Source organism: Pseudoalteromonas luteoviolacea S2607 (genome assembly GCF_001625575.1).
GTDB lineage: Bacteria > Pseudomonadota > Gammaproteobacteria > Enterobacterales > Alteromonadaceae > Pseudoalteromonas > Pseudoalteromonas luteoviolacea_E.
In genome coordinates, this window is sequence record NZ_AUXV01000016.1 from 50,870 (window position 1) to 63,849 (window position 12,980).

General features: G+C 43.4%; 9 protein-coding genes. 8 read left to right on the forward strand and 1 reads right to left on the reverse strand.

Annotated features, from left to right (window positions below):
• Positions 1-58 precede the first annotated feature (58 nt).
• From megL to N480_RS09775, 3 genes are all read left to right on the forward strand, one after another.
• Positions 59-1,237, forward strand: a complete 1,179-nt coding sequence (megL, locus tag N480_RS09765) for a methionine gamma-lyase (protein WP_063372319.1) — start codon at positions 59-61, stop codon at positions 1,235-1,237.
• A gap of 214 nt (positions 1,238-1,451) precedes the next feature.
• The gene (phhA, locus tag N480_RS09770) at positions 1,452-2,249 is read left to right on the forward strand and encodes a phenylalanine 4-monooxygenase (protein WP_063372320.1); all 798 of its coding nucleotides are present in this window, start codon (positions 1,452-1,454) and stop codon (positions 2,247-2,249) included.
• A gap of 10 nt (positions 2,250-2,259) precedes the next feature.
• A complete protein-coding gene (locus tag N480_RS09775) occupies positions 2,260-2,601 on the forward strand; it encodes a 4a-hydroxytetrahydrobiopterin dehydratase (protein WP_063359553.1) in 342 nt (113 codons plus the stop codon).
• A 62-nt stretch (positions 2,602-2,663) separates the two neighbouring features.
• Here N480_RS09775 and barA read toward each other — a convergent pair whose 3' ends face one another.
• Positions 2,664-5,432: a two-component sensor histidine kinase BarA gene (barA, locus tag N480_RS09780; RefSeq protein ID WP_063372321.1), complete on the reverse strand. Its 2,769-nt coding sequence runs from the start codon at positions 5,430-5,432 to the stop codon at positions 2,664-2,666.
• Between the two features lie 82 nt (positions 5,433-5,514).
• Here barA and rlmD point away from each other — a divergent pair, with 82 nt between their 5' ends.
• The 5 genes from rlmD to eno all read left to right on the forward strand — a co-directional run bounded on the left by rlmD (position 5,515) and on the right by eno (position 12,978).
• On the forward strand, positions 5,515-6,819 hold the full coding sequence (rlmD, locus tag N480_RS09785; RefSeq protein WP_063372322.1) for a 23S rRNA (uracil(1939)-C(5))-methyltransferase RlmD: 1,305 nt from the start codon (positions 5,515-5,517) through the stop codon (positions 6,817-6,819).
• Between the two features lie 6 nt (positions 6,820-6,825).
• A complete protein-coding gene (gene relA, locus N480_RS09790) occupies positions 6,826-8,982 on the forward strand; it encodes a GTP diphosphokinase (RefSeq protein ID WP_063372323.1) in 2,157 nt (718 codons plus the stop codon).
• A 9-nt stretch (positions 8,983-8,991) separates the two neighbouring features.
• A complete protein-coding gene (gene mazG / locus N480_RS09795; protein WP_063372324.1) occupies positions 8,992-9,783 on the forward strand; it encodes a nucleoside triphosphate pyrophosphohydrolase in 792 nt (263 codons plus the stop codon).
• 110 nt (positions 9,784-9,893) lie between these two features.
• Positions 9,894-11,528: a CTP synthase gene (locus N480_RS09800; protein WP_063372325.1), complete on the forward strand. Its 1,635-nt coding sequence runs from the start codon at positions 9,894-9,896 to the stop codon at positions 11,526-11,528.
• A 157-nt stretch (positions 11,529-11,685) separates the two neighbouring features.
• Positions 11,686-12,978 carry a phosphopyruvate hydratase gene (gene eno / locus N480_RS09805; RefSeq protein ID WP_063372326.1) on the forward strand — a complete coding sequence of 431 codons (1,293 nt, stop codon included), beginning with the start codon at positions 11,686-11,688 and terminating at the stop codon, positions 12,976-12,978.
• Positions 12,979-12,980 lie beyond the last annotated feature (2 nt).

Below are 12,980 nucleotides of genomic sequence, written 5' to 3' on the forward strand. Positions count from 1 at the left end.
ATAGAATATCTAATTACATACAGGTATTAAACTTTTGAATAATAACAACAGGCAAGCAATGAAGAAGTTACATGATCAAACGAATTGTATTCACGGTCCTAATCATTTTGAAGATCCGCATGGAGCGCTGACTGCGCCTCTATATCAGAGTTCTACATTTAAGTTCGAAAATGCTGCTCAAGGGGCAGCCCGCTTTGCAGGTGAAGAAGCTGGATATATATACACTAGATTAGGCAACCCAACGACACGAGAGTTAGAAGAAAAGTTGGCTCAATTGGAAGAGATGGAAGATGCAGCCGCCACTGCAACTGGTATGGGCGCTGTTTCAGCTTCGGTACTGAGTTTTTTACAGCAGGGTGATCATCTTATTGCATCCAGTGCGCTGTACGGCTGTAGTTTTGCATTATTTGCTCACATGCTACCTAAATTTGGTATCGAAGTTAGTTTCGTTGATATGACTGATCTTGAGGCAATTAAAGCGGCACTTAAACCGAACAGTAAAATGCTGTTTGCTGAAACCCCCATTAACCCCAACATGACGGTATTGGATTTAGCGATGCTAGGCGAGTTTGCGCAGGAAAATGGACTGATCAGTGTAATCGATAACACTTTTATGACGCCATTACTGCAAAAGCCCAAGCATTTCGGCATCGACATTGTTATTCACAGCGCGACAAAGTACTTAAATGGTCATGGTGATGTGGTTGCTGGTGTAGTTTGTGGGAGCAAAGAGCACATAGAAACCATTAAACTGACGGTACTCAAAGACATTGGAGCAACTATCAGTCCTCACGATGCTTGGCTTATCAATCGTGGCTTGAAAACCCTCCATGTTCGTATGGACAGACACTGCGAAAGTGCACAAAAAGTTGCGGAGTATCTCGAGTCTCATTCTAAAGTAGAGCGAGTATACTATCCCGGTCTAGCATCTCATCCAGGCCATCGTTTTATTGGTAATCAAATGAAAGCGGCGGGGGGAGTGATTGCTTTTGAAATTAAGGGAACATTGACTGACGGCGAGCAATTTATCAATGCAACCAAACTATGTACTTTGGCTGTGAGCTTAGGCGATCCGGAGACTCTGATCCAGCATCCCGCCTCTATGACTCATTCACCTTATACAGCAGAGGAACGATTGGCGGCAGGTATATCAGATGGTTTGATCCGAATCTCGGTTGGGTTAGAAGCTGCTGAAGATATTATCGCAGACCTTGAAAATGCATTTTTGTGTATATAAAAATTTACACGAGATATCTCTGTATACCCCTTTAAATAAGGGGTGTACTATTTTTTGTTCAAAAGTGTAATTTAAGGTGTACAAAAAACCGTGTTTTGAGTAGGGGCATTTACGTCCCTACTATTAATATTTTGCTCACTTTTACATAGTATCCAGATAACAGGTTTGAACGCTCCACCAGCAGAAGTGGGGATCAATATTTAAGAAGGTTACTATGGCTAAATCTAGTAAATACACCTCCAAGCAGCCGAATGAGCAAGGCATCATTGAGTGGAGCGACGAAGAGAATAAAATCTGGTCTGAATTAGTTGCGAGACAACTAAAGTGCATTGAAGGAAAGGCATGTGACGAGTATATGGAAGGTCTAAAGAAAATAGACTTACCTCACGATCGTATTCCACAGTTGCACGAAATTAATGCGGTACTCGAAAAAGAGACTGGTTGGCAGGTAGCGCCAGTACCCGCACTAATTGATTTCGACGAGTTCTTTCGTTTGCTGGCGAACAAACAATTTCCGGTAGCAACCTTTATTCGCTCTCGTGAAGAGTTTGATTATTTGCAAGAGCCTGATATTTTCCATGAAATCTTTGGCCATTGTGCGATGCTGACAAATCCCGCCTTTGCTGAATTTACACACAAGTACGGTCAGCTTGGATATGCGGCAGAGAAAAAAGATCGCGTTTATTTAGCTCGTTTGTACTGGTTTACTGTTGAGTTTGGCCTGATGCAAACTGAAAATGGATTGCGCATATATGGCGGCGGTATTTTATCTAGCCCTGGCGAAACGCAGTACGTTTATTCTGATAAACCAGAGATCAATAAATTAGAAGTATTAGATGTACTTCGCACACCATATCGAATTGATATAATGCAGCCCCTGTACTACACCATTAACTCGATTGATGACCTATTTGATATTTCTCAAATGGACATCATGTCTTTAGTACAAAGAGCGAAAGAACTGGGTCTGTTTGAACCTAAATTTCCACCTAAAAACAAATTAGCAAGTTAAGGAACCATCCATGTCTTTAAGTGCACAAAAATGTGAAGCGTGTCGTGCGGATGCGCCTAAAGTGTCAGATGAAGAGTTAGCAGTATTGATTAAGCAGATCCCTGACTGGGTACCTGAAGTACGTGACGGGATCATGCAATTAGAAAGAGTTTACAAGTTCAAAAACTTTAAACTAGCGCTAGAGTTTACAAACAAAGTAGGCGATATGGCTGAAGAAGAAGGCCACCATCCTGGTCTTCTTACAGAGTGGGGCAAAGTGACTGTAACTTGGTGGAGCCATTCTATTAAAGGTCTTCACAAGAACGATTTCATCTGTGCAGCTAAAACTGACGAAGTATTCGCGGCACTGTAATTGAAATAATCGGAATGTTAAAGGCGCCCAACGGGCGCCTTTTTTATTTAACTAATAAATACTTATAAACTTGAGGCGGTTGTGATTTCAGCGTCTTGATTCAAGTTGGTAAGTTCATCTATCAAATCTAACACTTCCGGTTCAACATAATTAAACCCTTTATCTTGTTTCAAAGCGGTTTCGATTGTTTCTGCTAATTGTTTGAGTTTTGGCACACCTGTATAGCAACAAGCACCGTGGAACTTATGCACTATTTTTAATAGTTGCTCAGGGTCTTCTTGTTCACTTGCAGCATGCAATAACTCGATAGTTTCGGGTACGCTTTGAAGAAGCATATTAAGCATTTCGAGTGCTAGGTGGGGTTTATTACCAGCGCGTTGCAAAGCGAGGTTCCAGTCGAGTAAGTGGCTATCGAATGGGGCGACGCTGCTCACAAGTTGCTCTTCTTTTTGCGCTCTTTCAACTGGAGACGCTGCGCTGTGATCACAGATAATTTGCTTTAACATATCTTCATCGATAGGTTTGGTCATATAGCCACTAAAACCATCTTTAACCAGCTGTTCTTTTTCACCTGCTAGCGCATGCGCAGTGACCGCAATAATGGGAGTATCATCGTTCATGGAAGACTCTTTAATACTCTTACATGCGGTGATACCGTCCATAATTGGCATTTGAATGTCCATAAAAATTAAGTCGTATTTGTGCGTTTTACACAAACCGACCGCTTGAGCTCCATTGTGTGCGGTCTCAATAGTTTCTACTTGTTCTTCAAGGAGGGTGTAGAGCAATTTGAGGTTAGCATCATTGTCATCTGCAATCAGTACTTTCAGTGGTAGGTGAGTTGGGCTATCCGGTTCAATCGAAAGGTCTGGGTGATCTAATCGATAAGGCGCGGCCAGCATTTCGCATAGTTTTCTATGATGTAAAGGTTTACTGATACATGCATCCGCGCCGCTGCCGATTAAAGACTCTCGCATATTATGAGAAATGGTATTGACCATCAGGTAGAGGTAATCAGCCTTATTACGAGCTTGATTGATGTAACCTTTTACGGTTTGCATGTCGTCTACGGTTGCCATATTGCCAACTAAGCAGATGTCATAACTAAACTCTTGCGATAAGGCATTTTGAAAAGCTTCATCGCTTTCACATACTGTTACTTGCATATGCCAACTTTCAATTTGCGCACATACAGCATTGCGAGTATGTTCTTGCGGCTCGAAATACAGTACGCGTTTATTTTCAAGTGGTTTACAAGGTAAGTCATCGTTGAACAGGCGATTGGGTAAAGTGAAAATGGCATTGAAGGTAAAACACGAGCCACTACCGAGCGCGGAGTTCAGTGTAATACGCCCTTGCATTACCTCTACAATATGCTTCGTAATGATCAAGCCAAGCCCTGTGCCACCGAATTTACGTGTAATACTGGTATCAGCCTGAGCAAATGGGGTGAACAAAGTATCTTGTTTTTCTTGTGCAATTCCCAAACCTGTATCGCTCACCGAGACTAATAAGGAAGTCTGAGTATCGCCTTTTAGACGATGGCTTATATCTACTTTGACCGAGCCTTTTTCTGTAAACTTTATCGCGTTGCTAATTAGATTGATGAGCACCTGTTTAAATCGTGTCGGGTCACCAACAAGGTTATCTGGCACTTGGCGGTTTACGGCAATCGAAAGCTCTAACTGCTTTTCATAGGCGCTTGGGGCGAGCAGAGTCATTACTTCGTTTACCGCGTCACGCAGCTGGAACTGAATGTTTTCTAGCTCCATTGCGCCGGCTTCAAGCTTCGAAAAGTCTAATATATCGCTAATAATGGTGAGCAGACTGTTCGCAGAAAGCTCTATGGTATCCAAATAGTCTTTCTGATGTTTATTAAGCGGGGTTTTATACAGCTGCCGGGTAAAGCCGATAACGCCATTTAACGGGGTGCGTAACTCGTGACTCATTTTTGCTAAGAAATCTGATTTAACGCGGTTTGCAACCTGTGCTTCTTTTTTAGCAATATTTAGCTGAATATTTTGTGTTTCGTACTGCTCAAGCGTTTCTCTATAATCACTGGTTGCTTGATCGATATGCTTTTGCATTTCATCACGTTGACCCACCATTTTTTCACTGATAGTGATTAGGCCCTGACGCATCATGTCAAACTCACCCTGCATAGGGTTGTTTACACCAATATCGGTTTTCCCCTCAATTAATTTATCTGTTGCAAGTTGAAGCTGCGAGAGAGGTGTAGAAAACATCCGACTCAGTCGTGTTGACAACAGAGCGCTTAAAAAGAGTGCCACAAGGATGATTGCACTACTGAATAACAGTGCTTTTTGCTGGCCTATAATGGCTTGATCTTGACTGATTTCAACCATCAATACAGCGGTTGTTTGTGCATGGGCTTCCTGCCATTCAGCGCCTGTCCCATAATGTTTTACAGGAGCAAATATCACATAGTTATTATGTAGCTTTTGCACTTCAGTTGCATGCAAGGCAACGACATTGCCCCTATAGTGAAGGTTATTAAACTCACTGTGGTAATTGCTAGTCATGATGAGTTGGTTATGCTTATCGAATACGGCGATGCTATTAACCAAAGAGGCGTGCTGATTGTGAGCCTTAGTGATGATACCGTGGAGCTTGGCTTTATCTTTCGTGGTAAGTGGCTGTTCTACAGTCATCGCCAGTGCATTGGCGATACTGGAGCCTTGTTGCTTCAGGATTTGTTCAAGCTCTACGTAGCGATTTATAGTAAAATACCCCCCAAGTATTAAACCGATTAACACCGTCGGGATCAGAGTAAGCAACAAAACGCTATCTCGTAAGCTCAATTTTGACATATTTAGCAATATAAAACTTTGATAATTATGAACTCTAGAGTAGCGAGTTCACTGGTGTTTAGCAATGTAAAAGGGGCGATGCATGGCACAATTTTTTCGTGCTAAAAAAACAACAGGTAAAGGGCAAGTCTTTGAAGTTTCAATTGAGTCTCTTGATCACACCGGACGCGGGGTGGCCAAACATCAAGGCAAGGTTGGGTTTATAGACGGTGCACTGCCCTCAGAGCAGGTTAAAGTGCGTGTACTGCAACAAAAGGCCAAGCTCTTTGAAGGGGTCATTGAAAAGGTGGTCACGCCAAGTTCGGATAGAGTAAAACCATTTTGTCCGCATTACAACGAATGCGGTGGGTGTTCGTTGCAGCATTTAGAAAAGCGCGCGCAATTAAGCCACAAACAGCTTGCAGTTGAGAAGCTTTTTGCAAAGTTCGCAGGTATCCAAACATTACCTTGGCATGATGCGATTGCGAGTGAAAGTCTTCATTATCGCCGCGCAGGCAGAATTGCGACCTATTTAGACAAGCGTACTAAATCTTTAAAATTAGGGTTTCGTGCGGCAAAGTCAAAAAAAATTGTCGAAGTCCAAAAGTGTGCAGTATTAAATGACGCGTTTCAAGAGGTCTTCTCTTTATTACGAGACGTCCTCAATAGCCATTCACAATTTAAAAGTGTTAGCCATATTCAATTATGCGAAGCGGATAACTTGCCATTTATTTTATTGCGCCATACCAAACCGGTTGAAGAAAAGGCCAAGCAAATATTATCAGCGCAGCTCCCTTGGCAAGTGCTTTGGGATGATGGTTCAGGTGAAGTGCATTACGACACGCTTCCTGAGTATCAAGTCGAGGATATTCGCTTTCAATTTAAGCTCAATAACTTTATTCAGGTAAATGCGGCAGTCAATGACGCTATGTTAATTCAGGCAATGGATTGGTTGCAGTTAAAAGACAGCGATCAGGTATTGGATCTGTTTTGCGGCATTGGTAATTTCTCATTGTTGATGGCAAAACGCGCAAAGCAAATAATTGGTGTTGAAGGGGTTGCTTCTTCTGTTGCAATGGCCACGCAAAATGCGCAAACTAATGGCATCGATAATGCTCAGTTTTTCCAGTTTGATCTGACCCAAGATATGGCGTCAGCAGCATGGTTTAACAAAGAGTTTAATACCTTGGTGTTAGACCCTTCCCGCACTGGTGCTTATGAAGTACTCAAGCAGCTACCGCTTGCTCAGTTTGAACAGGTTCTCTACGTGTCTTGTGACCCTGTAACTTTGGCAAGGGACAGTGCGCTTATAGTTGAAGCTGGATTTACAGTGGGCCAAATCGCTTTGATGAATATGTTTCCACACACGGGGCATATTGAAACTATGGCGTTGTTCCAAAGGAGGTAGTCAAATATGGTCGCGACTCGCCAATCTCATCACGCAAAACTCCCCGCAGACTTTGATGCGCGGCTGGCGTTGCTCAACTTGTCAGAAGATAAGATTCTTCGGCTCAATGAAGCGTATGCCTTATGCCCCGAGGAAGCCGATACTGAGCTGCTTGAGAAGGCCATTGAGATGGTGGAGATTTTGGCCGAGCTTAATTTTGATGCCGAATCGCTCGCAAGTGCTTTTTTGACACCTTACTTTATTGCTGAGCAGCTCGATTTTGAAGCTGTTGAAAAATCATTGGGCGAAAACATTTCGCTGCTGTTAAAGGGCGTCGATCAAATGGCGTCAATCAGTACGCTGGCACACCAAAGTAAGGGTAATGTACAAATTGATAAGATTCGTCGTATGTTGCTGGCTATGGTTGAAGATGTTCGTGCTGTCGTGATCAAACTGGCTGAGCAAATTTGCTACTTGCGCAGTGTTAAAGACGCCAGTGAAGAAGAGCGTGTTGTCGCAGCAAAAACAACCGCCAATATCTTTGCTCCTTTAGCGAATCGCCTTGGTATTGGCCAGCTAAAGTGGGAGTTAGAAGATCTTTCGTTTCGCTATTTGCACCCAGACAGTTATAAAACGATTGCTAAAAAGTTAGCTGATAAGCGTTTGGCCAGAGAAGCTTATATGGTCAACATGGTTGAGTCGGTTCAGCAAAAACTGGCTGACGCTAACGTTAAAGCGGAAGTATACGGTCGGCCAAAGCACATTTTTAGTATCTACAAAAAAATGGCACAGAAAAATTATGCTTTTGAGCAACTGTTTGATATTCGTGCGATGCGTATCGTCGTAGACGAAATACAAGACTGTTACGCTGCACTTGGTATTGTGCACACAAATTGGCGTCACCTGAACAAAGAGTTTGACGACTATGTTGCAACGCCAAAACCGAATGGATACCAGTCTATTCATACTGTGGTATTTGGTCCGGAAGGTAAAACCGTAGAGATCCAAATACGTACGCAAGAAATGCATAAAGACGCTGAAATGGGGGTTGCGGCACATTGGATGTATAAAGAAGGTGCATTGCCTGGTCGAGGTTCTGGATACGAGCAAAAAATCAGCTGGCTGAGAAAACTGCTGCAATGGCAAGAAGAAGTGGTTGATGGCAGTGAGTTTGCGGAAGAACTCAAAAACCAGGTGGTGGAAGACAGAGTGTATGTCTTTACCCCACGTGGTGATATTTTTGATTTACCTTTAGGGTCTACCCCATTGGATTTTGCGTACTACATACATTCAAATGTTGGTCACCGCTGTATTGGTGCCAAGGTGTTTGGCAAAATAGTGCCATTTACCTATAAGCTTTCTACCGGCGACCAAGTTGAAATCTTAACGCAGAAAAACCCGTCTCCGAGCCGGGATTGGCTCAACCCTTCGTTGGGTTATATTCACTCTTCGCGCGCGCGAAGTAAGATCCACCATTGGTTCAAACAACAAGACCGAGACAAGAACCTGCAGGCTGGAAAAGAAATACTGGATAGCCATTTGCAAAAGTTAGACATCAGCTACAAAGAATTAGAGCCTGCAATTGAGCGCTTTAATTTTAAAGAGCTTGATGATCTGATGGTGGCCATTGGCGCAGGCGATGTGCGTATTAATCAATTCTTGAACTTTATCCAAGATAAACCAGAAGTTGAGCCTCAGCTAAAACTCAGTACACGCAAAAAACACAAGGGCGATAAAAATGGCATTGTGGTTGAAGGCGTAGGGAGTTTGCTAAGTCACGTAGCGAAATGTTGTCAGCCGGTACCGGGAGATGAGATCGTAGGCTATATCACGCAAGGGCGTGGAATTGCGGTACACCGAGCTGACTGTGATGCGTTTGCGCACATCACTGAGCAGCACCCTGAGCGGGAAATTGCGGTCAGTTGGTCCGAAGATGTGCAGTCGTTTTACGAGATAACCATTCGTATTGAAGCGAACGATAGACAAGGGCTAATTCGCGACATTAGTGCAGTGTTAGCCAATGAAAAAGTCAATGTGCTCAATATGAATGTGCAAACACAGCACGAAAAAGGCGTGGCAATCTTTACAATGAAAATAGAGGTCGGGGATTTGTCAGCGACCAATCGATTACTGACCAAGTTGTTGCAAACCGACGGTGTATTTGAAGCGAAAAGGCAGCATTAAGGTGAACTCATGAGCCAAAACTTACAGCAGTTATTAGCCATTATGGCTAAGCTGCGAGATCCCGTAACAGGTTGTGACTGGGATAAACAACAAAGCTTTAAGAGCATTGTGCCTCATACTTTGGAAGAAGCACATGAAGTTGCGGACGCTATTGAGAAAGAAGACTTCGAGGGTCTCAAAGACGAGCTTGGCGATTTACTGTTCCAAGTTATATTTTATGCACAGCTGGGTAAGGAAGCGGGGCTCTTTGACTTTGATGTCATCATGGCTGGATTGAACGAGAAACTTGTTCGCCGACATCCTCACGTTTTTGAACAGCAAACTTCTTTGTCCGAAGAAGAACTCGATGCGCAGTGGCAAGCGATAAAGCAAGCTGAGCGTGTAGCAGACAATAAAGATCTACAATTTGGTGCTGATATTGTGGCGAGTTTACCTGCTCTGACGCGGGCGAATAAAATTCAAAAGCGGGCTGCCTCACTGGGCTTTGATTGGCCAAGCTATCACGGTGCACTCGAAAAGGTAGAAGAAGAAGTCCAAGAAGTGAAAGAAGCATTGGCCGAAGACCCTTATTCTGAACACAGCGCTGAGGAACTCGGAGATTTACTGTTTGCCACTGTCAATGTTATTCGTCACACAAAACGCGACCCCGAACAATTATTGCGTCAGGCGAGTAATAAATTTACCAATAGGTTTGTGCAAGTGGAATCGGTACTTGCACAAGAAAATATAAACTTAAGTGAAGCGAGCCTAGAGCAAATGGATGCTGCATGGGAGCACATAAAACAACGGTCTAAAGCTTAAACATCATTCGCCCAATAATTTTGCTGGATTGCTAATTGGGCTTTTGCTATACTATTGCCCCGTCTTGATTCTTATTTAAATTCCATTTTCCTTGATATTCTAGGGTTCGCATGAGTACAAAATTTATCTTCGTAACGGGCGGAGTAGTTTCCTCCTTGGGTAAAGGTATTGCAGCTGCATCATTGGCTGCGATTTTAGAGGCCCGTGGCCTTAATGTGACAATTCTTAAGCTGGATCCTTATATCAATGTTGACCCTGGCACAATGAGCCCGATTCAACATGGTGAAGTGTTCGTAACTGAAGACGGGGCGGAGACAGACCTAGACCTTGGTCACTATGAGCGCTTTATTCGCACCAAGATGACTAGCCGTAACAATTTTACGCAAGGTCGAGTGTTTGAAGATGTACTTCGTCGCGAGCGTAAAGGTGAATACCTTGGCGCAACTATTCAGGTTATCCCTCACATCACAAATGACATTAAGCGCCGTGTAATCGAAGGTGCTGAAGGTCACGATATTGCCATCGTAGAGATTGGCGGCACTGTTGGTGATATTGAGTCGCAACCGTTCCTTGAAGCAATTCGTCAGCTAGGTACTGAGCTTGGCCGTGAGCACGCATTGTTCATGCACTTAACGCTTGTTCCATTCCTTGGCGCGGCAGGTGAAGTTAAAACTAAGCCGACACAACACTCGGTAAAAGAGCTGCGCTCAATCGGTATTCAGCCTGATATTCTTGTATGTCGTTCTAACTGTAAGTTACCTGCGAATGAAAGAGCGAAGATCGCACTTTTCACAAACGTTGAAGAAAAAGCAGTTATCTCACTTCAAGACGTCGATAGTATCTACAAGATCCCTGCGCTACTTAAATCTCAAGAGCTAGATAACTTAGTATGTCGTCGCTTTTATCTAGATTGCCCTGAAGCGGATTTATCTGAATGGGAGCAAGTTTTATATCAAGAGTCTAACCCAACGGGTGAAGTGACAATTGGTATGGTTGGTAAGTACATTGAACTACCAGATGCATATAAATCAGTGAATGAAGCGCTGAAACATGCTGGTTTGAAAAACCGTGTAACGGTGAATATCGAGTATGTTGACTCTCAGGATATTGAAACTAAAGGCACTGAATTACTGACTCATTTAGACGCGATTTTGGTTCCAGGTGGTTTTGGTAATCGTGGTGTCGAAGGTAAGATCCTTGCTGCACAATACGCTCGTGAAAACAAAGTGCCTTACTTAGGTATTTGTTTAGGTATGCAAGTTGCGTTGATTGAGTACGCTCGTAATGTTGCGGGCCTAGAGAATGCAAACTCAACAGAATTTGATGCCAATACACCTAGCCCAGTTGTCGGCTTGATCACTGAGTGGTTGGATGCAGACGGTAATGTTGAAACGCGTACTGAAGAATCTGATTTGGGTGGCACTATGCGCCTGGGGGCACAATTGTGTCATTTAGCTGAAGGTTCTAAAGTTCGTGAAGTATATGGTAATGCTGAGATTACAGAGCGCCACCGCCATCGTTATGAAGTGAACAATAACTTTGTAGAAAAGCTTGAGCAAGCAGGCCTTGCGTTCACTGGTCTTTCAGAAGACAAAAAGCTGGTGGAGATCATCGAAAACAAAGATCACCCTTGGTTTATTGCCGCGCAATTCCACCCGGAATTTACGTCAACCCCACGTGATGGTCACCCATTATTTGAAGGGTTTGTAGGTGCAGCATTTAGCCACCAGAAAGAAAACTCTTAACTGAGAAAGCCGTGCACGAGTGCACGGCTTTTTTGTTTGTATACGCAGTAATTGCTGGCAGTATCGCTATGCGACTGAACACACATTATCGGTTGTATAGCAATGCGAATTAAGCAGAAATAAAAACACTCACCACTTTGGGAAAAGAGGAATCAAGATGTCAAAAATCGTAAAAGTGATTGGCCGTGAAGTTATGGACTCACGTGGTAACCCTACTGTTGAAGCCGACGTACATTTAGACTCTGGCGCTTGGGGCCGCGCATGTGCGCCATCTGGTGCATCAACAGGAACTCGCGAAGCACTTGAATTACGTGATGGTGATAAGTCTCGTTACTTAGGTAAAGGTGTACTTACAGCAGTTAACTTTGTAAACAATGAAATTGCACAGGCACTAGAAGGCCAGAATGCACTTGAACAGCGCGCTGTTGACCAAGTCATGCTTGACCTAGACGGTACTGAAAATAAAGAAAAACTAGGTGCAAATGCAATTTTAGCAGTTTCTCTTGCAACGGCTAAAGCTGCTGCACAAGAGAAAGGTGTAGCACTTTACGAGCACATTGCCGACATTAACGGTACTTCAGGCCAATTCTCTATGCCGGTACCAATGATGAATATCATCAACGGTGGTGAGCACGCTGACAACAACGTTGATATTCAAGAATTCATGGTTCAGCCTGTTGGCGCTGCTAGCTTCCGTGAAGCACTTCGTATGGGTGCTGAAATCTTCCATAGCTTGAAAAAAGTATTAAGCGCTCGTGGTCTAAATACAGCTGTTGGTGACGAAGGCGGTTTTGCTCCAGATCTTAAGTCAAACGAAGAAGCGTTAGAAGTGATCGTTGAAGCGGTTGCTGCTGCGGGTTACGAAATGAACAAAGATGTCACTTTAGCGTTAGACTGTGCTTCTTCTGAGTTCTACAAAGATGGCAAGTATGACCTAAGCGGTGAAGGTAAAGCATTCGACTCTGAAGGTTTTGCTGATTTCTTAGCTGATCTTGCAGCACGTTACCCTATCGTATCTATCGAAGATGGTTTAGATGAAAGCGATTGGGCTGGTTGGAAAATCTTAACTGATAAAATCGGTGAGAAAGTTCAGCTAGTAGGTGACGATTTATTTGTTACTAATACCAAGATCTTAAAGCGTGGTATCGATGAGAACATCGGTAACTCTATCTTAATCAAGTTCAACCAGATTGGTTCTCTTTCTGAAACACTTGATGCGATCAAGATGGCACAAGATGCAGGTTTCACAGCGGTAATTTCACACCGTTCAGGCGAAACTGAAGACGCGACAATTGCTGATTTGGCGGTAGGTACTTCGGCTGGTCAAATTAAGACGGGTTCACTTTGCCGTTCAGACCGTGTTGCTAAGTACAACCAGTTGCTTCGTATCGAAGAAGCGCTAGGTGAAAAAGCGGTTTACAACGGTCGTTCAGAAATTAAAGGTCAGTAATT

Bases quoted from the DNA above. Each gene is read 5' to 3' on its own strand.
- rlmD (WP_063372322.1), top strand. From the start codon at position 5,515: ATGGCACAATTTTTTCGTGCTAAAAAAACAACAGGTAAAGGGCAAGTC.
- barA (WP_063372321.1), bottom strand. From the start codon at position 5,432: ATGTCAAAATTGAGCTTACGAGATAGCGTTTTGTTGCTTACTCTGATC.
- relA (WP_063372323.1), top strand. From the start codon at position 6,826: ATGGTCGCGACTCGCCAATCTCATCACGCAAAACTCCCCGCAGACTTT.
- mazG (WP_063372324.1), top strand. From the start codon at position 8,992: ATGAGCCAAAACTTACAGCAGTTATTAGCCATTATGGCTAAGCTGCGA.
- megL (WP_063372319.1), top strand. From the start codon at position 59: ATGAAGAAGTTACATGATCAAACGAATTGTATTCACGGTCCTAATCAT.
- N480_RS09800 (WP_063372325.1), top strand. From the start codon at position 9,894: ATGAGTACAAAATTTATCTTCGTAACGGGCGGAGTAGTTTCCTCCTTG.
- eno (WP_063372326.1), top strand. From the start codon at position 11,686: ATGTCAAAAATCGTAAAAGTGATTGGCCGTGAAGTTATGGACTCACGT.
- N480_RS09775 (WP_063359553.1), top strand. From the start codon at position 2,260: ATGTCTTTAAGTGCACAAAAATGTGAAGCGTGTCGTGCGGATGCGCCT.
- phhA (WP_063372320.1), top strand. From the start codon at position 1,452: ATGGCTAAATCTAGTAAATACACCTCCAAGCAGCCGAATGAGCAAGGC.